The organism is Pollutibacter soli, from assembly GCA_029269725.1.
Classification (GTDB): Bacteria; Bacteroidota; Bacteroidia; order Chitinophagales; family Chitinophagaceae; genus Pollutibacter; species Pollutibacter soli.
Window position 1 is genome coordinate 258,228 of the sequence record JARJHS010000004.1, and the last position, 26,269, is coordinate 284,496.

Sequence of the window (26,269 nt, forward strand, 5' to 3'; positions counted from 1 at the left end):
TATGAAACCGATATTCCTGATCCTGATAAGTATACTTTTCTTAAATGTCGCCCTCGCAGGCCAGGATACTGTCAAGTACAAGATTGACATCCGGCGGGTGAAAATGCATGAGGATATCGACAAGCTTCAGGATCAGATACTTAAACGTAGCAACATCGCTGAGAAGCTATTTTATACTGCATCAAATCCTGAAGTAAATACGATGCTCCGGGATACCTATAGCAAGGAGTTGGATGTTGTCCAGGACACCATTGAAAGAAGCAGCAAGTTTGACCATCGACTGAAAGTTAAGTATTTGATGGGGCTTTCACACATGCTCAAAGGGTATTATAATGGGTTCAGTAAAAAATGGTTTTCACCTGAGAAAGGAATTGTTCTTTTTAGTGAATACAATGAACTCATGCTTGCAGACAGAAGCGGGGAATCCATTGCTTCCATCATTGATAAATATCCCTATGACTGTGGCAATCTTTTAATCAACACACCAGGCAGCGTATTTTTTGATAATGCAGGATTCAAAGATGCCAAAGTGATACTGTTCAGAAAGTATATTGTTCTTCATCCGGAAGAAGCTTTACCAAGACTTGAACAGTTTGCGGATGTTCCATTTGCCGATAGCCTGATCACTGCTTCTGCCAGGCGGTTTCCCGATCAGTTTTACGACTATGCGGCTGCAACAAGAACGCGCGTTGGTCGGCTGATTGCTCAGAACAATGATCCTCTTGTACGTGCCATCACCGCGATGGCAACCAGTCGCAGCGGTCGGTTATATTATCCGTTTCTGGACGAAGTCATGCGTGGCAGTCAGACTGTAGAATCTGTTTCAGCTGTGATGAATGACAGTTTGCAGTACTACAGGTTATTAGTTCAGACACAGATCAGCTATGCTGAAAGAATAAGAAAGAGTGATACACCGCTGGTTCACAATGAACTAACTAGGATGCTCAGGCGAAAAGCTCAGGAAGTCTTTATCAATAAGATCAATGCGCTTCATGATGATCCTGACGCAGTACGCTTTAAAATAGTAGAAAATTTTACTCCTGAACAGCTATACTATCTTATCGTTTTAGGTGAAGAAATCATTTATACCTCCAGCTACAAAGGCGTTTACAATCGCATGATGGAAAGAATGCCAAAGCAGGCCGGAGATTCATTGATGCTGAGAGTTCAGTTTGATAAGTTCAAAAAATTTATCAAAATGGCTGCAGGCTATAATAAGCTGGATCACTTTCTCAGTACGATGCCTGACAGCAGTGCGCAACGGTTGATGATTGCATTTGCGCGTGGATTGGATAAGACTGATGGTTTGGAAGAAGCCGTTGATGTCGCTGATTCTTATGGTAGCATAAACACAGCATCAGTAAAAAACCTGATCGATCGTGAGATCACAAAGGCATATGCTGATAGTAAGAGAAAAGGTCAGCGACGCAGCTATGTGATTTACGATATTCTTCAAACCATTTTTGCTTCCTCTAAGGACAGTTCGATTGATATTTCTACCAGACTCGGAATTCCACCGGTGTATAAGGTGGATTATAAAAATCTGGCTGATTCATCCGGTAAAGTTATTCAGCTCGTATTTTTCTATGGAGATAAAGATGGCATTGACTCTTATGGAAATTTCATGAGTTTGTTTAATGGAAAGCCGGAGTGGAAAATCAATAAAACAAAAGAGTGGGTAGAAATTAAATCTGCTTCCGGCAAACCCATTTGGATCTTCGCAAATCTTCCGCTTGATAACTCAAAAGGAGATGATCCGGATGCGAAAGCACAGGAAAATCTTCTCGCTTATCTTGATGCAAAAAATCTGAAGCCATCAATCGTAATTCATCGAGGTCATAGTTATCATGTTACCTATACCATCAAGCAATTGCCGTCATCAGCAAAAATTGTAATACTTGGTTCATGCGGAGGATATCATAATCTTGATGATGTATTGCGTATTTCTCCGGATGCGCATATCATTTCATCGAAAGAAGTCGGAACGCGAACCGTGAATGAACCAATTCTTAAATCAATCAATGATGACCTTCGCAAAGGGAAAAATATTGATTGGGTAAGCATGTGGAAAGGATTATCAAATCAGTTCACATCAGGTGAAGCAAAAGAAAGATTTGAGAACTATATACCTCCTCACAAAAATCTGGGAGCTTTATTTATAAAAGCCTATACAAGGCAAATGGAAGAACAGGAAGCCGTAACAGCAGATTCAGCGCACACAGTTAGTAATAACCTTCCATAATAAAGCGGGTCCATTAACATCCCTTTTGATCAGACAACTGTATTTTTGCAGACTGCGGAACAATGATCTGTTTCAATCCAGGTCATCATTGGTTTCAGGAAAAGTTCGGCAGCATGGATCATGTCGGAAAAGACAGGACGTAAAAAAATAGTTGACTTCACTTTACTGCGCAGGGTATTCGGCTATGCAAGGCCGTATAGAAACCGCTTTGTAATTTCAGTAGTACTATCTATTGTACTTGCTGCACTTGCCCCTGTGAGGCCACTCCTGATTAACTATACGATCACTGATGTTATCCAGAGGGATACCGGAACTTTTGATTTTATCAAAAATCTGCTTATATATATCACGGTTGTACAGATAGGGATCCTGATCATCGAAACCCTTCTTCGTTTTTCTTTTACTTTTCTTACGGCGTGGCTCGGCCAAACAGTTGTAAAGGATTTACGCATCCAGGTCTATAATAAAATCCTGCACCTGAACCTACGCCAGTTTGATAAAACACCGATCGGTACATTAACCACCAGAACGATTAATGATATTGAATCTATTAATGATATCTTCTCGGAAGGACTTATCCCGATTGTAGCTGACCTGTTATCTATCATTGCCATCCTCATTGCCATGTTTTTTACCAACTGGCAACTGACTTTAATTTGTTTGATACCTTTTCCTTTCCTGATTGTTGCGACATTTTATTTTAAGGAAAGTGTAAACAAATCGTTCATCCGTGTACGAAACGCTGTTGCTGCGCTTAATGCTTTTGTACAGGAACATATTACCGGGATGCAGGTCATCCAGGCATTTCATGTGGAGGGTCGTGAAGCGGAACGTTTTCGCACCATCAACAAGGATCATCGTGACGCCAATATTAAAGCCATTTTCGCATACTCTGTTTTTTTCCCTATCGTCGAAATAGTGTTGGCATTCTCAATGGGTTTGTTGGTTTGGTTTGCAGCGCAGCAGGCTTATCACCTGGACTCGCAGGAAGCGGCAAGAATCACCGGGCATATCGTTTCTTTTATTTTGATGCTGAACCTGCTTTTCAGGCCACTCCGGGTGATCGCAGATAAATTTAATGTGCTGCAGATGGGTATGGTGGCCAGTGAACGGGTTTTCAAAGTGCTGGATAACGATGATTTTATTACCAGGGAAGGAGATTTTACCCCTGATAGCGTAAAGGGGGCTATCGAGTACCGCAATGTCAGCTTCTCTTATAACGAAGGCGTACCTGTTTTAAAGAATGTGAGTTTTACAGTTGAGCCAGGCGAAACATTGGCAATCGTTGGCCATACCGGTAGCGGAAAAAGTTCAATCATCGGTTTGTTAAACAGACTTTACCCGCTGTCCGAAGGGAAAATATTACTGGATAATGTTGAAATCGAGGACTATAAGCTGGAAAGCCTACGTAAGAAAATCGGAGTAGTGTTGCAGGATGTGTTCCTTTTTTCAGGTTCAGTACTGGATAATATTACTCTGAGAAATCCTGAGATTACCAGGGAGCAGGCAGAGAATGCAGCTAAACTGATTGGAGTCCATGAGTTTATCATGCAGTTGCCCGGAAATTATGATTATAATGTGATGGAACGCGGAAGTACTCTCTCATTGGGTCAACGCCAGCTACTTTCGTTTATCCGCGCGCTGCTATATAACCCTTCTGTACTTATTCTTGATGAGGCCACCTCATCCGTCGACGCTGAATCTGAGCAATTGATTCAGCATGCCATTGATGCGCTTATAGCAGGGAGGACTTCAATAATCATAGCGCACCGACTTTCCACGATCCGGAAAGCAGATAAAATAATGGTGCTGGATAAAGGCGAAATCAAAGAATCCGGCACGCACGAGGAATTGCTTGCCCTCGGTGGATTCTACGCCAATCTCCACAAAATGCAGTTCGAAAAAAGGGTTTCAAAACTGCAAACCCGGCACTGAATTTTCTGAGTTTTTCCCGATCTCATAGTGATAATTGAGTGCCCTCCCGTATCTTTGCGGCAAATTTTGGAATGGCTATGTCGTCTGGTCACCTCAAATCTTTACTGGTAGCGGTTTTTAGCGGATGTATCATCTTTTTTTCTAATGAAACTTTTGCTCAGTCGCATGAGAAAGAAACCCATGAAAAAGAGGAACATGTAAAGTCTGAAAAAAAGGAAGGTTTTGATGCCAGCGAAGTGATTTTCAGTCATATCCTGGATGCTCACCAGTTTCACTTTTTGTCTTATACCGGTTCTGATGGCCATGAGCACCATGTTTCCATTCCTCTTCCTGTAATAGTCTATTCTGATAAGCGTGGTTTTTCCATGTTTTCCTCATCCAAATTCCATCATGGTGAGCATGCACATGATGGTTACAGACTGGAAAAAAATAAAATTGTACCTGTTGACGCATCGGAAAAAGTATATGATTTATCTCTGACCCGTAATGTGGTTCAGATGATCATTGCACTGATACTTCTCGTTTGGATACTGGTTGGGATGGCAAATAAGTATAAAAAGAATGGTGCAAAGAAAGCTCCAAGTGGATTGCAGAATGCTGTCGAACCCGTGATCACTTTTGTAAGAGATGAAGTTGCCATTCCCAACCTGGGGCATAAGTACCAGAAATACCTACCTTACCTGCTGACCGTATTCTTCTTTATTCTCATCAACAATATATTCGGGTTGATACCCGGGTCGGCAAACGTAACAGGTAATATCGCATTCACTTTTGTACTCGCTGTTATCTCGTTCATTGTAATTCTTGCCAGTACAAATTCCCACTTCTGGGCCCATATCTTCTGGTTCCCGGGTGTGCCGGTTCCAGTAAAGATCCTGATGCTGATCGTGGAATTGCTTGGTGTGATCACAAAACCTTTCGCCCTGATGGTGCGTCTTTTTGCAAACATGATGGCTGGACACATCATCATCATCTGTTTGGTTTCCCTGATATTTATTTTCGGCGGTCTGAGTAAAGCTATCGGCTGGGGTTTCTCACCGGTATCTATCGGTTTCGCTGTATTTATATACCTCATTGAAGTGATGGTTGCTTTTATCCAGGCATTCATCTTCACGAACCTTACTGCTGTTTTCATCGGGCAGGCTTTTGAAGGTGAGCATGAGCACGGAGAGGAGGCACATCATTAATCTTTTTTAATAACCATTACAAACAAACAAGTATGCCTTTAATGGACGTTTTGTTGAGTGCGACTGCCTGGGCTAATGCTGGTGGTGCTATCGGTGCAGGTTTAGCTGCCATCGGAGCTGGCATCGGTATCGGCCAGATCGGTAAAGGTGCGGTAGAAGCTATCGCCCGTCAGCCGGAAGCTAAAAATGACATTCGCGCGAACATGATCTTGACTGCAGCCTTCGTAGAAGGTGTTGCGCTGTTTGCGGTAATTGCCGGTATCCTGGCGATGTTCGTTTAAGCAGAAACTTTTAACTGCATCCGGAGCACAGGGCCGAGGATGCAGTTACGTTTAACGTTCAACGTTTAACGTTTAACGTTAGAACCTGCGGTTGAGAATTGCTTTAGAAAACAGTTGAACTCAGTATTATAAAAGCTTTACTATGGACTTGTTAACGCCCTCGTTCGGTCTTATTATCTGGACCCTGCTGGCCTTCCTCATCGTATTTTTTGTATTGAAAAAATTTGCCTGGGGACCGATTCTTTCTTCGCTGAATGAAAGAGAAAAAACCATTGCTGATTCACTTTCCACTGCCGAAAGAGTAAAAGAGGAGATGAGCCAGATGAAAAGCGAAAACGAAGCTTTAATGGCAAAGGCACGTGATGAAAGAGCACAGATGCTGAAAGAAGCAAAAGAAACACGTGATAAAATCGTAAACGAAGCGAGAGAGCAGGCTAAAATTGAGGCCAGCAAAATCGTTGCTGATAGTTATGCTGCAATTGAAAACCAGAAAATGGCAGCATTGACGGATGTGAAAAATGAAATCGGAAATATGGTTATCGATATTTCTGAAAAAGTGATCCGCAAGGCATTGCAGAACAAGGGTGATCAGGAAGCATATATCCGCCAGTTGGCAAACGAGCTTCCTTTGCTGGACAAAAAATAATTCGGAAGAAAGGTTAATCAGAATACATGCGTCAATTTAAAGTTGCCAACCGATATTCAAACGCACTGTTTACACTGGCGGTTGAAAATCAACAGCTCGAAGCAGTAAAAAAGGATATGGAATATATCCGCGCCCTGGACAGTGCAGAGCTGAAAAGAATTCTGCAGTCCCCGGTGATTCGTCCGGAGAAAAAGCTTTCGATTTTCAAGGCCGTATTCGAAGGGAAACTTAGTAACCTGACGTTATCATTTTTCAGCCTTATATTTTCCAAAGGAAGATCACTTGCGCTCGATGAAATCCATGTTTCATTCGAAAGACAATACCGGGCTCATAAGGGCATAGAAGTTGTCCGGTTAACTACGGCCGACCCGGTTTCCCCGGAATTGAGAGAAGAAATCAGGGCCGGAGTGGAGAAACTTGATCGCTTCAAAGGAAAATCTGTAATGATGACTGAGAAGGTGGATCCGTCTATCGTTGGTGGATTCGTGCTCCAGATTGGGGATGAGCTTTTCGATGCAAGCATACGTACAGACTTGCGGGCTATCAAAAAGCAGTTTGTTGAGAACATGTATATTCATAATATTCGCTAACAGCATATCTATCTAAGGAAAAATTAAATTGTCATATTTATGATCGACATTAAACCGGATGAAATATCAGCGATACTCCGCCAGCAGCTGACGAATTTCAACGCTTCAGCAGATTTGGAAGAGGTGGGTTCGGTATTGCAGGTGGGTGATGGTATTGCCCGCATTTATGGTTTAAGAAATGTAAAATCAGGTGAGCTTGTTGAGTTTGAAAATGGTGTAAAAGCAATTGCTCTCAACCTGGAAGAAGATAATGTGGGTGTGGTATTGATGGGTGAAAGCGGAGGAATCAAAGAAGGTTCTATTGTTCGTCGTACCGGTCAGATCGCATCAATCAAAGTTGGTGAAGGCCTTGTTGGTCGCGTAATCAATACACTCGGTCAACCTATCGATGGTAAAGGACCCATCAAAGGTGAGTTGTATGAAATGCCACTCGAAAGAAAAGCACCTGGTGTAATTTTCCGTGAACCGGTTAAAGAACCACTACAGACTGGTATCAAAGCGATTGATGCAATGATCCCTATCGGAAGAGGTCAGCGTGAGTTGATCATCGGTGACCGTCAGACTGGTAAAACAGCTATTGCTGTTGATACCATCATTAACCAGAAGGAATTCTTCAAAGCCGGAAAACCGGTGTATTGCATATATGTAGCAGTTGGTCAGAAAGCATCTACAATTGCAGGTGTAATGAAAGTGTTGCAGGATAATGGCGCGATGGATTACACAACAATCGTAGCTGCCTCTGCTTCTGATCCGGCTCCTCTGCAGTTCTACGCTCCATTCTCTGGTGCTGCGATCGGTGAATATTTCCGTGATACCGGCCGTCCTGCATTGATCATTTATGATGACCTTTCAAAACAGGCTGTTGCTTATCGCGAAGTGTCATTGTTGCTTCGTCGCCCTCCGGGACGTGAGGCTTATCCGGGTGATGTATTCTATCTCCATAGCCGTCTTCTTGAGCGTGCTGCCAAAGTAATCAACAAAGATGAAGTTGCGAAGAAGATGAATGATCTTCCCGAATCAATCAAACACCTTGTAAAAGGTGGCGGATCTCTTACAGCTCTTCCGATCATCGAAACACAGGCTGGTGACGTATCAGCTTATATCCCTACCAACGTAATCTCCATTACTGATGGTCAGATATTCCTTGAGTCTAACCTTTTCCTCTCAGGTATCCGTCCTGCGATCAACGTAGGTATTTCGGTTAGTCGTGTAGGTGGTAATGCGCAGATCAAATCAATGAAGAAAGTTGCTGGTACATTAAAACTTGACCAGGCACTTTATCGCGAGCTGGAAGCGTTCTCAAAATTTGGTGGTGACCTTGATGCTGCTACAAAATCTGTGCTTGACAAAGGTGCTAGAAACGTAGAAATACTGAAACAAGGCCAGTACCAGCCTGTTGCTGTTGAAAAACAGGTTGCTATAATTTACCTCGGTACGCAGGGACTGCTGGGTAGAGTTCCGGTGAGCAAAGTGAAAGAGTTTGAAGAAAACTTCCTTCTCGAGCTCGAAAACAAGCATCCGGAAATTCTCGCGGAATTCAAAAAAGGAAATCTGCCTGAGGAAGGTTTGAAAAAGATGACTGAGATTGCGAAAGACCTGATGGCTCAGTATTAAGCATATTAAAATAAGTTGTACAGCCGGTGACTAACTCACCGGCTTTCTTATTTATGTAAATCTACTTAGTGCATTTACGTGAGGGTATGAATATTTGCGATTTCTTAATTTTTTTTATTTTCTTTTCCAGCCAGGGGAAAATTCAGAATTCATACATTATCTGCTGCCCCGGAAACAGTTTCGAAATTTTTCCACTTGATTTTCAGCGAGTCATTCATTGCATTTCTATTCATCAATCAGCTTTAATGTCGCATTTATATGCATATGTAAAAATCTGGTAGCGGAAAAATGACCGACCGATGAAACGATTCATTTCTTCGATAACAGAAGAAAATTTACTGAATGATAAATTAATTGGCATCGAAGATTTTTCATGGATCAATTTCCATTTTTAAAACCGGGCATTCCTTAACCTGAAATTCTGTGTCTAATAGTTGTCGTTTTTTTCGAAGATTAATGATTGTTCTATTGAAATTGTTATTTCGTTTATTCCTTAACGATAGTTACGTAATTATACGATCGTACTATTTCGATTTGAAGTTCTTAATGATTGCTACTAAGACGGTTAACGACAATATCGGAAGACAATACTTCGTTTTTAAAGCCGTATTCATCAGAGCTGTTTCGGTTTAGATTGGATTTTTTAAACAAAGTGAAATACAGTTTTATTCAGATTTTTCGCGGACCTGTAATTCTTCTTTTGAAAATAGGAATTCACTGTGACTGACTTCTGATGATGAATCAAGCCTGGATGTGTTGTTATACATAGCCAGTTTATTTATCCGCTATCCTTTTCAAAACTGAAACCCCGAATGAAGATTGTCTGCCTGATATCCTCCTTAGTGCTAACCACCTTATTTTCACATGTATATTCCCAGGGTAAGGTAGATGCGAGAATTTATGAGTTGGATAAATACGATTACTTACTCAAGACTGACGCCACTCTCGCTGTAAATAACAACGGAAGTAATATTGATATAAAGTATCATCGCTTTAACCTCACGATGAACCCGGATGTATCGCCTGCTACCATAAGTGGTTCCGTAACAACTTACTTCGTAACAAAAGTGGCGAATGTAAACACCATAAAATTTGACCTTTACAACAATGGAATGGATGGAGATTCATTCAGGTACCATGGCTCATCATATACACTGACCGAAGCAGTACATCACATCGTAGATACCCTGACCATCAACCTGCCAGTTACTATAGCTGCTGCAGGCACACTTGATTCTGTTACTGTATTTTATCATGGAACACCACCGCAAAGTGCAAACAGCAGGGGATATAAAAGAACAACGATTTCAAGCAGCAATATACTGAGTACACACAGCTCAGGATACTTTGCCCGGCAATGGTGGCCATGTAAACATACACTGGGCGATAAAATCGATTCTGTCGACATTGTAGTAACGAGTCCGTCAGCTTATGTGGTCGCTGCAACCGGTATGGTTCAAAACGCAAACCCGACAACGGTGAGTGGAAATAAAACATGGTTTTATAAGATGCGCAATCCTGTTGCGCATTACCTCATTGCTATTGCAGTTCATCCTTATACTGTTTACAATTCGCCGCCGGCAAATATCAGTGGTACTATGGTTCCGATCAGGAACTACCTGACTTCAGGTACGAATACCGCGACCGTTCGCGGAGTATGTGATGCAATGAAAGGCGCGATGGAGTATTTCTCTTCGATCTATGGTGATTATCCATTTAAGAATGAGAGGTACGGACATGTTGTTTACACATTCGGTGGTGGTATGGAAAATCAGACATCCACTTTTGTTGGTGCTTCAGCAGTATCGGATGCAAGTATTATGGCGCACGAACTTGCGCATCAGTGGTTTGGTGATAATGTAACCTGTAACAGCTGGGGAAATATCTGGGTCAATGAAGGCTTCGCGCGCTATTCAGAAGTTCTATATGCAGAACATCTTGCTGGAAACACTTCGGGAGGCAATACCAAGCGTGCCAGCTATAAAACGAATGCACAATCAGCTACGGGTACTGTCTACCGTTATGACACGGAAGTTGTAACGGAAGCTGATCATACCGGTAAGATTTTTAACAGCGCGATGGTGTATGATAAAGCATCGATAGTTATTTCGATGTTGCGAAAACTGGTTGGCGATGCAAACTTTTTCCAGGCTCTGAAAAATTACCAGGCCATTGATTCACTTCGTTATGGGTATTCCTCAACGGAAGATGTAAAACATCATTTTGAATATATATCAGGAATGGACCTGGATAGTTTCTTTGATGATTTTATTTACAAGAGTGGTTATCCGACTTACACAGTAAGATATGATCCATCTGCGACAGCGCCTTACAAAGTGGCTTTTACATTAACGCAGGCGAAGTCCGCAGGATCGACAGTTAATTATTACAACACAGTGCTTCCACTTCGTTTCAGGAACACAACATCAGGCAAGGATACAATGATTTATGTTGCTGATGATCCATCGAATGCAGGCGTTGTGCTCCAGTACACACTTTCCTTCCCGGTAAATTCTGTAACCATCGACCCTTATAGTGAAGCATATACATATGGTGGAACAGTCGTGTTGAGTCCTGTGACGCTTCTGCCTGTTTCACTGAAATCATTTTCTGCGGAGAAGATCGAAAATCATGGAAGGATACAATGGAATTGCGAAACAGGGACAAGGTTCTCTCATTTCGAAATTGAGAAAAGCACCGACGGTATAAATTACATAAAAATCGACGAACAGCTTCCGGCTGAAGGAATTACACAATACACAACATCTGACTATAAACTTCGCCAGGGAAAAAACTATTATCGTTTGAAGATGGTGGAGATGGATGCAAGCTTCAGTTATAGCCAGGTGGCATTTATCGATTTCACCGGAAACTTAAAGATGCAGTTCGGTCCCAATCCGGCAGCTACTAATTTTTATATTTTTTTACCGGGTGTTGAATTTTTTGAATATAAAATACGTTTAATCAATCAGGCGGGTCAGGTCTTCCTGCCAAATGTGGTGTCGACAGTTACTGGAAAGGTGGAATTGAATGTCAGCGATGTGCCCAATGGACTGTATTGGTTAGAGATGAAGCATAGATCCGGTACCAAAAAGCTTGAAAGACTACTAATAAAACATTGAGATTTATGAAAGCCCCAGTATCCTTAACCCTTGACAAGAAAGGAAGATTCTTTCTTCTTTTTTTCTTCCTGTGCTCTTTTCTTACTTCAATAAAAGCACAGGTAACTCCCGCCAGTCGTTCCTTTATTGTGGGAATCGGGAGAACCAGTTGTACTGGTAGTACAATCGGAGTAGAAACCTTCAGTTATAATCAGACAACCAATCTTTTAACCAACGTAAACCTTTGTACGCCGAACTTAACTCCGGCATTTTCCGATAGTCGCGCTGTTATTGATTATAATCCAAAAGATCAGAAGCTTTATTATTTCAGAAGGGTTTTGGTTGGCTCTGTTTATAACACCCATGTATGGAGCTGGGCACCGGGCACATGTCCGAGCACATCACCGGCATATAAATCCATTGATACATTTTTGAATGCTTATCTCACAGTTGCGTTTGACAGAGATGGTATTGGCTGGATGGTGGATCTTGTTGCGCAAACCAGTCCGGCAGGGACATTTGGACTTCGTATGCGTAAAGTTGATTTTTCAACGGGTGTGATTTCCACTCCTGATACCATCTTTATGCCCGCAGGTGTAAGAATTTACGCGCAGAGTGGTGATTATCTTATCACACCCACCGGCACTATGTTTTTTGCATACAATAACAAACTGTTCACTATCGATTACCAGAATTTTGGAACAGGTACAATGAAGGCGACTTATATCGACACGATTGCATTACCTGTCGCAAATCAAAACCTGATCGGACTAGCTTACGCCTCTGGTGAGTTTCTTGGTTCATTTGTCCGATCGAGTTCACCTTTATGTGGATATAGTGAAGTCGGGTTGCTCAATGGTAACAGGGCTGCAATCACTTATGCCGGCACCTTTGCGTCTTATGATGCAACCAGTGTTACATCAAGTGTGGGCGTCTCGAAAAATTTAATTTCAGTAACATCCACAGGAACACCTAATCAATATGATGTCGCCTATAATATACGGGTGTCCAATCTTGGAAACTATCCGATCAGCAATACACAGGTTATCGATTCACTTCAATATATCAATGGCGTTGGTAATGTTGTGTCGGCATCTGCAAGTTTCATCGACAATCCCGGAGGCCTTGTATTAAATCCGTCATATGACGGAACAACCAATGCAAACCTTCTTGCAGCGAATCAAACATTAAAAAACTATCCGGTATCCCAGAATTATGCGGTAATAAGGGTGAATGTCCGACTAAATAATATTGTTCAGGGGCAGGTGTATAACAATGCGGCGGTTGCTTCCGGCATAGGATATAGCGGCCTTGCTATCCGGGATAGCTCAACCAATGGGGGAAGTCCGGATCTTAACCTGAATGAAAAAGCCGATGATCCGGGTGAGAACCTGACAACACCATTTGTCGTTACAGTAGCAAATGAAAGTCCTGCCTGCGCCACAATAACCACTTTATTGCTTAATCAGACTTTTGGAACAGGAACCGGCCTTACAACAACATTTGCGTCTCCTGGCCTCGGTTCATCAGGTTATACAGGTGTAACAACTTCACCAATTGCAACGGACAGATTTACAATTACAAATAATCCTAATAATGCGAACGCATCCCACTTCCTGAGTATGGTTGATCATACCGGGGATGCCAACGGACGAATGCTTGTAGTGAACGCCGATATATCACCAACGGTGGTGTATACACGGAATATCTCCAATCTGTGCGGTGGATTAAAGTATTCATTTAAAGCCTGGGTATCCAACATAAGTAATCAGACACAAAGGGATTTCTGTAATGCGATCGGAGGATTTAAGAATCCCAAACTATTGTTCCGTGTTCGTGATCAAAGCTCAGGGCTTGTTTTATCGACGACAACGACAGCAGACATCACCTCCTCCGCCTGGACGGCACAGGGCATGCAATTTACTTTGCCTACTTCTGCAAACGTGATTCTGGAAATCATCAACCAGGGTGAAGGTGGTTGCGGTAACGATCTGGCAATTGATGATATTCAGTTTGGCCTTTGCGATCCTGAACCTTCTGTCACATTAAATAACGCTTCGGCCGGTTGTCCCGGATCTTCAACTACGTTGACGGCTACACTGAACAATGGCAGTGTGATTTCCGGAACACCACAATATCAGTGGCAGTCAAGTACCAACAATAGTACCTGGAGTAACCTGGCGAGCGGTACAAATTCAACCTACACGATCGCAAATATGACATCTGCGAATGCGATCTATTATCGGGTCATTGTTGCCTCGGCCGGAAATATCAATAATGTGAACTGTCGTTATATTTCCAATAGTTTCCTGCTGAATTTAAAAACTACTTCTACCGCACCAACAAGTATTCTGGCATCAACGATAAATAGTTGTATTGGTGACGATGTCACACTTACAGTAAATGGTGGATCCTTAGGTACAAATGCGGTCTGGAGATGGTACAGGAGTTCATGTGGAGGCGCGCTGGTAGGCACAGGACCATCAATAATTGTTGCTCCTTCTGATACAACAACTTATTATGTCCGCGCTGAAGGTGATTGTAACATCACTGCATGTGCATCACAGGTGATTAATGTAGATGATTGCGTTGTTCTTCCATTTACTGTTCTTGATATCAATGGTACCGTAGAGGATCGTGCGAACAGGCTGAGATTCTCTTTACTGATTGACGAACCATTAAATGGTCTGGATATCCTGAAATCATCTGATGGTACCAATTTCGAGACGATCGCTACACTTCATCCTGATGTTTCAGCAAATGTGATTACGCCAATTGAATTTGCAGATACGAAAATTGATAGTCGTGATGGAATCTTCCATTACCGTGCAAGGATCAGAGGAATCAATGGGAAAGTGAAAGAGAGCCAGACGCTTGTGCTGAGGAGAAGGGATGCACTTGTGGGCAGTTTCAGAGTCGTTCCCAATCCGGCATCAGTTTCAGTAACTGTGATTGCAAACTCAACAGTAAAAGAGCGTGCTGAACTCAGGATCTATGATCAATCGGGTAGGATAGTGTACCAGTCAAATCCCATTCTACAACAAGGTACTAATCCGATCAGCATCACTAATCTCAACCACATTCCTAATGGAGTTTATTATCTGAGTTTAAAATCTGCAACTCAGAATCAGAAAACAAAACTGATGATCAGGCACTAGATATTAGCAAAGCTTTTCAACGCCGGCCCAGGGGCCGGCGTTTTTATTTACCTTAAAATATATTAGAATTTATTTTGGTTTATAATATAAACTAGTTTATGTTTGTTTAAAATCAGGAAAAATGGTAAAGTGGATGTTGCTGGTGGCTTGTTTGTTTGCAGGTTCGGCATATGCACAGGTTGGCATTAGCGGAAAAGTTTTGGATAACAAGAAGCGTCCTCTGAAAGGTGTGAGTATCACCATCAAAGACAGCTACGACGGCGCCACTACAGATTCTGCTGGCCATTTTTCCTTCACTACAACGGAGAAAGATTCTCAGCTGCTGGTTATCTCCATTATCGGGTATACCACTCTCGAACAAACAATCTTCATTGGAAGTGTAAAGCTCGAACTGACCCTCCAGATGAAAGAAGAGATCAGTGAACTGAAAGCCGTGGTGATAACAGCAGGCACTTTTGAAGCCAGCGACAGGAAGAAAACAACAGTGCTCGATCCGATAGATATTGTGACAACGGCCAGCGGAAATGGTGATGTTACAGGCGCGCTGAAAACACTGCCTGGTGCACAACAGGTGGGTGAAAAAGAAGGTTTGTTTGTACGTGGGGGCACGGCAGCAGAGACAAAAACTTTTATTGATGGCACACTGGTAAATAATTTCTTTTACAGTAGTGTTCCCAACATCTCACAACGCGGCAGATTTTCACCGTTTATTTTTAAAGGAACCGTGTTCAGCACAGGAGGATATTCAGCTTTATACGGACAAGCCTTATCATCAGCTTTAATACTCGAATCAATTGATCTTCCTGAACAAACTTCCGCTGATTTATCGGTATCGGTGATCGGAGTGGGCGGTGGATACCAGCATCTAGCAAAAAATAAAAAATCTTCATTCGGCCTTAGCTACAACTACACTGATCTTCGGCTGGCCTTTGCCGTGATCAAACAGCAACAGGATTTTCAGAAAGTACCGATTTATCATACCGGCGATGCCAACTTCAGAATTAAAACAAGTAAAACCGGTATGATCAAGTACTATGGATATTTCAGTAGCAACCAGCTGGGATATTTTGTTAATAGTATTGATACGCTCGGTTACCTCAACGGGTTTGGTCTGAAAAATTTCAACATGTACCATAATCTTTCCTGGAAAGAGAACCTCGGAAGAAAATGGAAGATGAATGTTGGCATGTCCTACACAAATAATAAAGACAATATTGAAACGGCGCTGTATAACGAAGGCAAACAGGAGGTACTGTTGCAGGGACTTGAATTCAAAAATTTCCAGGTAGAACAGAAAGGAAATTACTTCAATTCGAAACTGGTATTGGAAAGAAGGTACGGAAGATTAAACATGATCAGGTTTGGTAGTGAATATAATTTCAGCCAGGACTTTACAGACTATACTGCTTATAATAATCAGAAGTATAAGCAGACCATCAAAGAAAATATCAGTGCTTTTTTTGCGGAAACGGATCTGTATATCACAAATAATCTCGCTGCAAAGATTGGTGGACGTTTAGAACATTCTGCTTTTTTTGACCAGACAAATGTTGCTCCGAGGATTTCATTAGCCTACAAAACAGGCAAGTCCAGCCAGGCTTCTCTTGCTTATGGGGTTTTCTATCAGAATCCTGAAACAAGATACCTGCCAGGTTCGGGCATTCTTGATTTCAGCAGAGCTACTCATTATATTGCTCAATATCAGAAGACAGGCAATGGTCAGACTTTCAGGACAGAAATATTTTATAAGCAGTATCATAACCTGGTCAAAACAGTAAGCAATGGCAGTACACAGGTTGCGCTGAATAATAACGGATTCGGCGATGCAAAAGGAATAGAGTTTTTCTGGCGGGATAAAAAAACGATCAAAGATCTTGACTATTGGATTTCTTATTCATACCTGGATACTAAGAGAGATTACCTGAATTACCCGATGGCGATTCAACCCGATTTTGCGACAAATCATACTGCATCAGTAGTAGTGAAAAAATTTGTTCAGAAATGGAAAACAGGCTTTAACGCAGCATACAATTTTGCTACAGGTCGCCCTTATTTTTTAATACAGAATGATCCGGGATCCGGAAAGCCGGAGTTTAAAGATCAGGGCAAAACGCCGATGTACAACAACGTAAGCATGAGTGTTAACTATATTCCCTCCATCGGAAAACAGAATGCAAAAACATTTGTGGTGTATGTATTATCGGTGAGTAATATTTTTAATATCCGCCAGGTGTACGGATATCAGTATTCTTATAATGGTTACAGGAAAGAACCAATAGTTCCACCGTCCAGAATGTTTGTTTATATCGGAGCATTTTTCAGTTTCGGAGTTGACAGAACTGAAGACGCCATCAATAATAATTTATAAAACAAAAGCACAATGAAACAGTTTTTATTATCGACGATCTGCATTGTTTGTCTCTTTTCATTTTCGGAGGGCCAGAGTGAAAAATATGTGAAGGCAATGGAGCAGAGGATTGCGGACATGAACAAGTCTTCTACACCCGAAAGCTGGTTGGAAACTGCGAACGGTTTTGAAAGAATTGCAGAAGCAGAAAAGACGCAGTGGCTCGCTTACTATTATGCAGCTTACAGTCATATCATGCGGGGTTATATGTTATCGAACGGAAAACAGGGACAGGATTTTTCTGCATTGACAGATCCGGAAGCTGATAAGGCTGAAGCTTTACTTGCAAAAGCTGAGGCTTTGAAAAAAGACAATTCAGAAATAATGATTCTGAAAAAAATGATTGCGACACTTCGTTTGTCTGCTGATCCGATGAACCGCTGGCAGACGCAATTGCCTATTGCAACAGAAGCGATGAATGCAGCCAAAAAACTGGACCCTGGTAACCCTAGAATTACATTACTTGAAGGGCAGGATAAATTTTTCACGCCCGAAGAATATGGCGGAAACAAAGCAGAGGGCAAACAATTGCTGGAGGAGGCTGTGAAGAAACTTGAGGCACAAAAGCCTGCATCGTCCATAGATCCCGCATGGGGATTATCACAGGCAAAATATTTTCTGTCTCAAATGAATAAGTAATATTTTCAACAGCAATTCAACAACTTCAATCGCACTGCAGATGCAAAACGAAAATATTTCAGGCCAGTCCAGTCTTGATCTGATACAATCAATGATCAATAAGGCACGAAACCAGTTTGGTGAAAACGGACATTTGTACATTATCTGGGGCTGGACGGTTGTCATCTGCAGTGTGTCCCAGTTTGTACTGAGGTATTATTTTGACTACAAGTATCACTGGGCAGTTTGGTTTTTCACCTGGATCGTTTTGATTTACCAGGCCTTTTATATTTCACGAACCAGGAAAAAAGAAAGAGTCAAAACGTATACAGGTGATATACTTGCAAATGTGTGGCTGGTATTTGGAATACTGATGATAATGAATGGTTTTATTATTGGGAAAACTGCCCGCGATGTTACAGGCCACATTTTCACACCGGTATTTCTTTGTTTGTACGGAATGCCTGCTTATCTCTCCGGAAAAATACTTCAATTCAGATCGCTTGTATTCGGCGCTTTATGGTGTTGGATACTTGCTATAGTAGCTCTTTTTATCCCTTCTGATTTTCTGATGCTGATGTATGCTCCAGCAGTACTCGGCGCATGGATAATTCCCGGGTATCTTCTGAAAGAAAAGTACAAAAGAGAAGTGGCATGAGCGATTTCAAAGATCTTGATCCTGTACTTCATTCGCAGCTAAGGCTTGCCGTTATTTCTATTTTGATCAGTGTGAAAGAGGCTGAATTCACTTTTCTTAAGGAAAAAACAGCAGCGACGGCGGGGAACCTCAGTGTACAATTGCAAAAATTAAAGGAAGCAGGTTATATTGATATCGTAAAACAGTTCAGGGATAATTATCCCCAAACCATTTGCCGGATTACAACATCAGGAGTTGATGCTTTTGATTTGTATGTGAAGAATCTTCAGACTTATTTGAAAATAAAATAGCCGTGTTGCATTTGGCAACACGGCTTTATTGTATTTGCTTCATTAGTAAAACTATGATTTGATCAGGTGAACCATCATTCTGTCGGAACCATTTACTACAACTTTCAGGAAATAGTCGCCAGGTTTTAAATCCCTGCTTCCTGCAATCGTATATTGATTGATTCCTGATTTACCTTTTTCTTTCTGTTGCAGGATGATATCTCCTTTTTCGTTGGTGATATTCAGATTGATCATTGCCAGTTCACGGAGCTGAACGTCCACCTGGATATCATTCAGATTCACCTGTGGAGTTGCACCAACCAGCACAACGTCACCACCTTTATAAGTTTCAACAACTAAAGTTTTTGAATAAGAAACTGTGCCAGCAGAATCGGTGATCTTTAACCTGTAGCAATTTGTTGATTTAGGAAAATTGTCTGTCCAGGTAAATATGTTTCCTTTCTCAACCTGTATACCTGATGTCTGCACCGCTGTAAAACTTTCGCCGTCGCGGCTTTTTTCAACGGTATAGGTAAATGATTCTTCATCGTTGTTGATTTTCCATTTCAGTGCGACTTTATTGTTTTTAATGGACTCGCCCCGGAAATCAACCAGCCGATTCACATTGTTGCCTGTGAATTCAGATTTTACTGTCAGCGGAACTGAAGAATGATTCGTGAGTTTTGCGTTAATGCTGATAAAAACGATAAAACAAATGATCAGCATTCTGCAGAAATGTCCCATGCGGGAAGAAAATGTAGTTTCCATGATTCCATGATTTTTAAGGTAAAAAATAGCACAAGGGTTGCCCCAGGTTGACGGTTCATCAGTGGAATGGGAATCAATATTTGAGAGATACCGGGATGAAAAAAAGAGGGCTTCTTAGACAAGAGGCCCGTTTGAATTTACAACCTCTAAAAAGTATCTTTTGTATTAGTAAAATTTACCTGCCGGCACACATCGCGTGATACCATGATCTATGCTGGTCATTTCATTTAAAGAAATGCCTTTATTTATCTGATGTCTTCCTACTGTTGATATTCTGTAAGAAATATCATGGCTCATGCTGTAGGTCGCATTTGCCGTTTGCAGGGAGTATTTGCAGGCAAATTGATTGCCCGCTGTATGGCGCAAGAGACCGGAAAGTTTTGATTTTTTTGCAGAAGATGTTGCCGCTGAAGGGCTATATTGATATTCAGCAAGAGCTGTACCCAGCGGTGCTGCTGAAAAAAAACTGCATTTGACAGAATAACCTGAAATCGCGCTGTTCATATTTTGTGGTTATGGGTTCGCTGATCCGGTATTCAATAAGATATCCTGCCATCAAAGGAATTGAATAAGAAATGTGTAAGCTTAATTTTTTAAAGGATAGGATAGAATATCTGAAACAGAAAAATGATACGTTGGACGGTTTAACTTTTGTGGATTTAAAGAGCCTTTCGGAGGAATTCCGCGCGAGGTGTTGCGGTGGATGTGTATACAAAACAACAAAAGGAGCCCTGCATTTGCAAGCTTTTTATTCAATATTTTTCTCTTTTTTTGTAAGTGATTGATTTGTAGAAAAAATAGTGTAGAAAAGTACGATTCAGTATGTCTGTTGTGATCGACGTTGAAAATCTTACAAAACAGTATGGGTCATTGCGTGCTGTTGATGATCTTTCGTTCCAGGTCTCTGCAGGTCAGGTATTCGCCTTCCTCGGACAAAATGGAGCTGGAAAATCGACCACTATCCGCATGCTATTATCACTGATAAGGCCAGATAGCGGCAGGATTAGACTATTTGGAAAAGATTTGCAATCGCAAAGGATTTCAATTCTGAGACAAACCGGAGCTGTAATAGAAAAGCCTGATCTCTACGGATATCTTACTGGTTTTGAGAATCTTTCACTATTTGCAAAACTGAATGGTCTTAAGCTAAGCAGCCATATGTTGCGTACTCAGCTGGGCCGTGTTGGTCTTGAATCAAGAGCGAATGATAAAGTGAAAGCGTATTCGCAGGGAATGAAACAACGATTGGGAATTGCAGTTGCTTTAGTACACGATCCACAATTGATCATACTCGATGAACCGACCAACGGACTTGATCCACAGGGTATTGTTGATATACGCAATCTTATCCTTCAGTTATGTCATGTACATGGTAAAACAGTGTTCATTTCCTCGCATATGTTGAGTGAAGTACAGCAGGTTGCCGACCATGTGATGATTATTGAAAAAGGAAGGAAGATAATGCAGGGAAATGCTGACGAGCTGGTCTCTCCAGAATATGTGCATGTCGAAATCGATTCTGATGATAATCATCGTTGCCTTGAATGGATCAGGAAATCAGGCTGGGATACTGATGCGGCATCAACAACAAATGGATTAATCCGGGCGCGGATCAGCAAAAAAGATCTGAGTGGTTTTTCGGTTGCGCTTATTAATAATGGATTTCCATTAAAACAGTTTGCGCAGATGAATTCTTTAGAAGATTATTTTCTTTCCATCACCCAATGATTTAAGATGATTTCCCTTGTCAGGATTGAGCTTTTTAAAATTTTCAGGAAACCACGAACGTATATTTCGTTTGCAGCAGTCATCATTATCATCTGGTTAATTCAACTGGGCTTTTACGCGGAAGGGGAGAAGTATCTCGGCTTCAGTTTACAAGGCATGTCGGAGTCGTTTTTGATTGAGGGGAAAATACTCAATGGTTTCCTGGTATGTTTTATTATTCTTCAAACACTTCTTGTACATATACCATTGCTTGTTGCTTTGGTCGCCGGTGATATGGTAAGCGGAGAAGCCAACCAGGGAACTCTTCGCATGTTACTGACGCGCCCCGTAAGCAGAACAAAGCTTCTGATCAGCAAATTCATTGCAGCGACGATGTACACGATTGGTTTATTAATCTGGCTGGCTATCTGGAGCCTGTTCTTTTCACTTTTTATTTTTGGTAAAGGAGATATGCTGATCATGAAAAGTGATGTTGTTACCCAGATATTATCGAGTGATGCATTATGGCGATATTTTGCTGCATTTTGTTTTGCAACATTGGCAATGATCACGGTAACCAGTCTTGCATTCCTGCTTAGCGTATTCGCTTCAAATTCTATCGGACCGATCATCGCGACGATGGCTGTGGTTGTATTGTTTACCATTATTCAAACCCTCGACCTGCCTCTGTTCAATGCAGTAAAACCTTTTCTATTCACCACACATATGCTTGCATGGAAAGGTTTTTTTGATGTTCAGATGAACGAAGCCAACGAGCAGATTGTCGGATCAATCCAGGATATGTCCGGAATACTTTGGTCGGGAGCAATTCTGGCTGTACACATCTTATTTTTTCTCGGAGTTGCCATTTTTATTTTCAGAAGAAAAGACATACTCACATAAAAAAAGGATTGCCGAAGCAATCCCTTTTCTTTTCCGGCTTTTAAATTCAAACATATTTAGTAACGCCAGGTGTAGCAATTTTGTAAAGGCCATCCGCATCCGGAACTACCTGCGGTGCTGCTGCAAAATCGAAGGTTTTCGGAGCAAGGCTCATTCCGCAATTCAAAGCTTTATCCCATTCCACCACCTGCCCGGAATAAGTAGCCATTCTGCCAAGAATTGCTGTCATTGTCGATTTTGCCCCATTTTCTGCATCAGCAAATTTGTATTCGCCTTTTGCAACAGCTGCAAACAATTCATCATGCTCACTCTGGTACGGATCATTCCTGTTTTTCTTGTCCCACTGGTAAAGAACTTTTCCTTTCAGATCAGTAATATGAGCATCACCGCAATAAATTTTTCCTTTTGTTCCGATCAACAGCTCATCCACTTTTGACATCGTATTTTTTATATGACGGCATTGACTGTTGAGGACAGAACCATCGGCATAGGTATATTCAACATAGTGATGATCGAAAATCTCTCCATAATCTTTTCCTTTGCGGACTTCACGGCCACCCATACCCTGTGCTTTCACTGGATATCCACCTTTAAACCAGTTGATGACATCTATATTATGGATGTGCTGTTCACAGATATGATCCCCACAAAGCCAGACAAAATAATACCAGTTACGCATCTGGTATTCCATTTCAGTCTGTCCTTCTTTTCTCGGATTAACCCAAACGCCATCACTGTTCCACCATGCCTGCGCAGAAGTGATGTCGCCAATCATCGCTTTGCGTTTGTATAATTCGAGGTAGGAATGTTCATAGTGGCGCTGCAATCCTACAACCACATTAAGTTTTTTCTGCTTAGCAATTTCCGCTGCCTTCAATACTCTCAAGATGCCGGCAGTATCTGTAGCAACAGGTTTTTCCATGAAGATCTGTTTGTTTTGTTTTACAGCTTCTTCAAAATGAATGGGTCTGAAACCGGGAGGTGTAGTAAGTATTACAACATCCGCGAATGGAATTGCTTTCTGATAAGCATCGAATCCGACAAATTTTCTTTCTTCCGGAACGTCAATTCTGGCTTTGAGATTACCATTCACGCCCGAGTCAGAAAGATCATCAGCAGTCAGGGATTTGTAACAATTATCCAACCGGTCGCGGAAAGCATCAGCCATAGCAACCAGTTTTACGTTTTGCTTTGTGAGCAAAGCCTGCATAGCTGCACCGGTACCACGACCACCGCAACCAATCAATGCAATTTTTATCGTATCGTCAGCACCTGAAAAGAAATTTGCCTTTGATAATAGTGGTGCGGCCATCAACCCACCCGCCAGCAGGCTACCCTGTTTTACAAAATCCCGGCGGGTTGATGATTTGGAAGAATCGTTCATTTTAATTGTTTTATTTAGTTGGAAGGTTATTTTCCCAGGTACAATTTATAAAAATTTTCTGCTTCCTCTTTCCCGGGCTGTCTGTATGGTCTTACAATCCTGAAACCCACAAACGCTGCATCTGTGAGCCACCAACGGCTTTTCGGCAACTGCGGATCGCGTTTGTTCCATGCGGTTTCAGAGTGCATACGGGTCGTTACTCTAAGGTCTGCTGCCGGGCTCTGGTACGATCCACCGCGAAGACTACGGGGATACCTTGTTTTAGGAGGTATTACAGGGCTTTTTGCATTGCCTGAAATGGTAGTAAAATAGTTTTCATCATATTGATCGAGGGTCCATTCAGCGACATTGCCCAGCATATCATACAGGCCCCAGGCGTTCGGTTTTTTTTGCCCTACTTTATGGTATTTATCAGAACTATTATCCTTAAACCAGGCATACTGACTCAGTTGTTTGGTATCGTTGCCATAATAATATACTGATTTGGAACCTGCGCGACATGCATATTCCCATTCGGCCTCGGTGGGTAACCTGTAAAAAACGCCGGTTTTTTCGTAAAGCCATCTGCAGAACATTATCGCGGCATCCTGGCTCATACTGTTCACCGGAAAGCCACCTTCCTTTCCCATATTCCAGCTCAGATCGAAATATTGAGCGGTCGGACGAGTCACCGCATCTACCTTGGAACCCTGGGTGATTTTTTCATCCTTAAAAAAAATACTGAACTGATCATGCGTAATTTCATATGCACTCATCCAGAATCCTTCCACCTGCACATACGCACCCGGTTTTTCGTTGGCATTTGCTGATGAGGCATCACCCATAAAAAAGCTTCCGGATGGTACTGCTACCATCTTCAGTGGTATATTAGTAGTCGGGATGACGGTATCGAGACTTTTGCCGGCAGGAACCTGAGCACTAACGGTGAGAGATAAACGAAATAAAATCATGACCATCACGCAATACTTCATTTTTTCAATGATTTGTTTTTTGCAAGATAGTCAGAAAACAGTCGGGTTATATAGTGAATTCTATAAATTAGCAAATCATAATATTCGTTACCAAAGGCCATTTCAAATCATCTAATCAAGCTATTTAAGTATGTTACGAAGGAATTTTTTACAACAGGGTGCTCTTGCCGGGTCAGCATTGCTTGCAGGAAATATTGCAGGGGCATCTGAGAAAAAGCAGTTAATGCCCGATAAAACATTCAACCTGGATTATGCTTTTCATGATGGCATGTTTGCAGCTCATGCAGGAAAAGATTTTGTTGAACAGATTAAATTTGGGTATGACAAAGGTTTCAGGTCAATTGAAGATAATGGAATGATGTCCAGAACACCTGAAGAACAGAAACGCATCGGCGATACGCTGGCGAAACTGAATATGCGCATGGGTGTTTTTGTTGTTACAACCGATTCATGGCATTGGAAACTCAGCCTGACGACAGGCAAGCAGGAATGGAAAGATAAGATGGTCAATGATTGCAAAACAGCCGTTGAAGTAGCGAAACGATGTAATGCAAAATGGGTTACCGTTGTACCTGGGAATTTTGACAGATCAATTCCTTATGAGTATCAAATGAGTAATGTGATTGATGCACTTCGTCGTGGTGCTGAAGTTTTGGAAAAAGGTAACCTGGTGATGGTGCTTGAACCATTGAGCGATAACCCGGACCTGTTTCTTCGTTATTCTGCTCAGACATATTTAATCTGTAAAGCTGTTAACAGCCCTTCCTGTAAGATCCTTTTTGATATGTACCACATGCAGCGTAACGAGGGCAACGTTATAAAGAATATCGATGCTTCATGGGATGAGATTGGTTATCTGCAGATCGGTGACAACCCGGGCAGGAAAGAACCGACAACCGGCGAGATGAACTATAAGAACATCTTCAAACATATTCATGAAAAAGGTTGGAAAGGCATACTGGGAATGGAACATGGCAATTCCATTCCGGGTAAAGAAGGAGAGGCCGCTTTGATAAAAGCCTATCGCGATTCTGATGCCTTCATGTAATTTGTGCAAATTTTAAATCACAGCAGCAATACAGAACATTTTTGTATTGCTGCTGTTTTTATATCTGATGAGATTTTTTTTATTAATAGTGTTGATCCTGCGGGTAGATTCAGTGGCATTCAGCCAGGATACTGAGCTGTTGTTGCAGAAGCTAAGATCAAAGGTTGAAGCTGTCAACGATTATCGTGCAGAAGCTGAACTAAAAACGGATGTATCATTTTTAAACGTACCTGTTTCAAACCTCACGATTCTTTTTAAGAAGCCCGATGAATTCAGCATTGAAAAATCAAATGGAATTACGATTATTCCAAAGGGCGGTTTAAATGCCAATTTATTTGTGGTAATGAAGCCCGGTACCTATGTTAGTGTTGATGCAGGTACAGCTTCACTGGATGGAAAAACCCTGAGAGTAGTAAAACTTTTACCCAATGATGATAAATCTGATATCCTTCTCGCAACGGTATATATTGATGAACAAAAATTACTGATCAGGAAAATCGTTACTACCACCCGCCAAAGCGGTACACTGGAAATGTTGCTTAATTATGGTAAATATGAAAAGTGGGCATTACCTGATATGGTAAGTATTTTCTTCAGTACAAAAGACTATAAAATGCCCAAGGGTTTTACTTTTGATTATGAAGGCGGGAATGCTTCCGCAAAAAACGGAAAGAAAGATACCGGGCAAGGTAAGGTGGAGATCAGGTATAAGTCTTACCTGATTAATAAACGCACTTAAGGTTGAATGTATAACGTAAAACGTAAAACGTCAGACCCGGCGA

At 41.7% G+C, this 26,269-nt stretch carries 21 protein-coding genes; 17 read left to right on the forward strand and 4 right to left on the reverse strand.

Features of this window, described 5'->3' with window-relative positions; translation table 11 throughout:
- Nucleotide 1: 1 nt before the first annotated feature.
- From P2W82_RS12095 to P2W82_RS12155, 13 genes are all read left to right on the forward strand, one after another.
- Nucleotides 2-2,242 (forward strand): hypothetical protein, encoded by a 2,241-nt coding sequence (locus P2W82_RS12095; protein WP_336516148.1) that lies wholly within the window; start codon nt 2-4, stop codon nt 2,240-2,242.
- Nucleotides 2,243-2,362: 120 nt separating this feature from the next.
- A complete protein-coding gene (locus P2W82_RS12100; protein WP_336516149.1) occupies nt 2,363-4,177 on the forward strand; it encodes an ABC transporter ATP-binding protein in 1,815 nt (604 codons plus the stop codon).
- 71 nt (nt 4,178-4,248) lie between these two features.
- Nucleotides 4,249-5,364, forward strand: coding sequence for a F0F1 ATP synthase subunit A (gene atpB, locus P2W82_RS12105; protein WP_336516150.1), 1,116 nt, complete (start codon nt 4,249-4,251; stop codon nt 5,362-5,364).
- Nucleotides 5,365-5,396: 32 nt separating this feature from the next.
- On the forward strand, nt 5,397-5,645 hold the full coding sequence (gene atpE / locus P2W82_RS12110; protein ID WP_336516151.1) for an ATP synthase F0 subunit C: 249 nt from the start codon (nt 5,397-5,399) through the stop codon (nt 5,643-5,645).
- Between the two features lie 142 nt (nt 5,646-5,787).
- Nucleotides 5,788-6,291 carry a F0F1 ATP synthase subunit B gene (gene atpF / locus P2W82_RS12115; protein ID WP_336516152.1) on the forward strand — a complete coding sequence of 168 codons (504 nt, stop codon included), beginning with the start codon at nt 5,788-5,790 and terminating at the stop codon, nt 6,289-6,291.
- A gap of 26 nt (nt 6,292-6,317) precedes the next feature.
- Nucleotides 6,318-6,881 (forward strand): ATP synthase F1 subunit delta, encoded by a 564-nt coding sequence (gene atpH, locus P2W82_RS12120; RefSeq protein WP_336516153.1) that lies wholly within the window; start codon nt 6,318-6,320, stop codon nt 6,879-6,881.
- Nucleotides 6,882-6,920: 39 nt separating this feature from the next.
- Nucleotides 6,921-8,495, forward strand: a complete 1,575-nt coding sequence (gene atpA / locus P2W82_RS12125; protein ID WP_336516154.1) for a F0F1 ATP synthase subunit alpha — start codon at nt 6,921-6,923, stop codon at nt 8,493-8,495.
- Nucleotides 8,496-9,307: 812 nt separating this feature from the next.
- Nucleotides 9,308-11,617, forward strand: coding sequence for a M1 family aminopeptidase (locus P2W82_RS12130; protein WP_336516155.1), 2,310 nt, complete (start codon nt 9,308-9,310; stop codon nt 11,615-11,617).
- Between the two features lie 5 nt (nt 11,618-11,622).
- Nucleotides 11,623-14,754 (forward strand): Ig-like domain-containing protein, encoded by a 3,132-nt coding sequence (locus P2W82_RS12135; protein WP_336516156.1) that lies wholly within the window; start codon nt 11,623-11,625, stop codon nt 14,752-14,754.
- A gap of 121 nt (nt 14,755-14,875) precedes the next feature.
- Nucleotides 14,876-17,122, forward strand: coding sequence for a TonB-dependent receptor (locus P2W82_RS12140; protein WP_336516157.1), 2,247 nt, complete (start codon nt 14,876-14,878; stop codon nt 17,120-17,122).
- Between the two features lie 12 nt (nt 17,123-17,134).
- Nucleotides 17,135-17,800: a hypothetical protein gene (locus tag P2W82_RS12145; protein ID WP_336516158.1), complete on the forward strand. Its 666-nt coding sequence runs from the start codon at nt 17,135-17,137 to the stop codon at nt 17,798-17,800.
- Nucleotides 17,801-17,840: 40 nt separating this feature from the next.
- Entirely contained in the window at nt 17,841-18,437 is a 597-nt protein-coding gene (locus P2W82_RS12150) for a hypothetical protein (protein ID WP_336516159.1), read from the forward strand.
- Nucleotides 18,434-18,727 carry a winged helix-turn-helix domain-containing protein gene (locus P2W82_RS12155; protein WP_336516160.1) on the forward strand — a complete coding sequence of 98 codons (294 nt, stop codon included), beginning with the start codon at nt 18,434-18,436 and terminating at the stop codon, nt 18,725-18,727. The genes P2W82_RS12150 and P2W82_RS12155 overlap by 4 nt, the downstream gene beginning before the upstream one ends.
- 51 nt (nt 18,728-18,778) lie before the next feature.
- Here the strand turns inward: P2W82_RS12155 and P2W82_RS12160 are convergent, their stop codons facing one another.
- The gene (locus P2W82_RS12160; protein WP_336516161.1) at nt 18,779-19,474 is read right to left on the reverse strand and encodes a hypothetical protein; all 696 of its coding nucleotides are present in this window, start codon (nt 19,472-19,474) and stop codon (nt 18,779-18,781) included.
- 165 nt (nt 19,475-19,639) lie between these two features.
- The gene (locus P2W82_RS12165) at nt 19,640-19,978 is read right to left on the reverse strand and encodes a hypothetical protein (RefSeq protein ID WP_336516162.1); all 339 of its coding nucleotides are present in this window, start codon (nt 19,976-19,978) and stop codon (nt 19,640-19,642) included.
- Nucleotides 19,979-20,296: 318 nt separating this feature from the next.
- Here P2W82_RS12165 and P2W82_RS12170 point away from each other — a divergent pair, with 318 nt between their 5' ends.
- Both P2W82_RS12170 and P2W82_RS12175 read left to right on the forward strand, forming a co-directional pair.
- Nucleotides 20,297-21,202: an ABC transporter ATP-binding protein gene (locus P2W82_RS12170; protein ID WP_336516163.1), complete on the forward strand. Its 906-nt coding sequence runs from the start codon at nt 20,297-20,299 to the stop codon at nt 21,200-21,202.
- A 6-nt stretch (nt 21,203-21,208) separates the two neighbouring features.
- On the forward strand, nt 21,209-22,084 hold the full coding sequence (locus P2W82_RS12175; RefSeq protein ID WP_336516164.1) for an ABC transporter permease: 876 nt from the start codon (nt 21,209-21,211) through the stop codon (nt 22,082-22,084).
- A gap of 46 nt (nt 22,085-22,130) precedes the next feature.
- Here the strand turns inward: P2W82_RS12175 and P2W82_RS12180 are convergent, their stop codons facing one another.
- A complete protein-coding gene (locus P2W82_RS12180) occupies nt 22,131-23,468 on the reverse strand; it encodes a Gfo/Idh/MocA family protein (protein ID WP_336516165.1) in 1,338 nt (445 codons plus the stop codon).
- 26 nt (nt 23,469-23,494) lie between these two features.
- On the reverse strand, nt 23,495-24,439 hold the full coding sequence (locus P2W82_RS12185) for a formylglycine-generating enzyme family protein (RefSeq protein WP_336516166.1): 945 nt from the start codon (nt 24,437-24,439) through the stop codon (nt 23,495-23,497).
- 130 nt (nt 24,440-24,569) lie between these two features.
- Between P2W82_RS12185 and P2W82_RS12190 the strand changes: the two genes are divergently transcribed.
- Nucleotides 24,570-25,487: a hydroxypyruvate isomerase family protein gene (locus P2W82_RS12190; RefSeq protein ID WP_336516167.1), complete on the forward strand. Its 918-nt coding sequence runs from the start codon at nt 24,570-24,572 to the stop codon at nt 25,485-25,487.
- A gap of 67 nt (nt 25,488-25,554) precedes the next feature.
- Nucleotides 25,555-26,226: a hypothetical protein gene (locus P2W82_RS12195; RefSeq protein WP_336516168.1), complete on the forward strand. Its 672-nt coding sequence runs from the start codon at nt 25,555-25,557 to the stop codon at nt 26,224-26,226.
- Nucleotides 26,227-26,269: the final 43 nt, after the last annotated feature.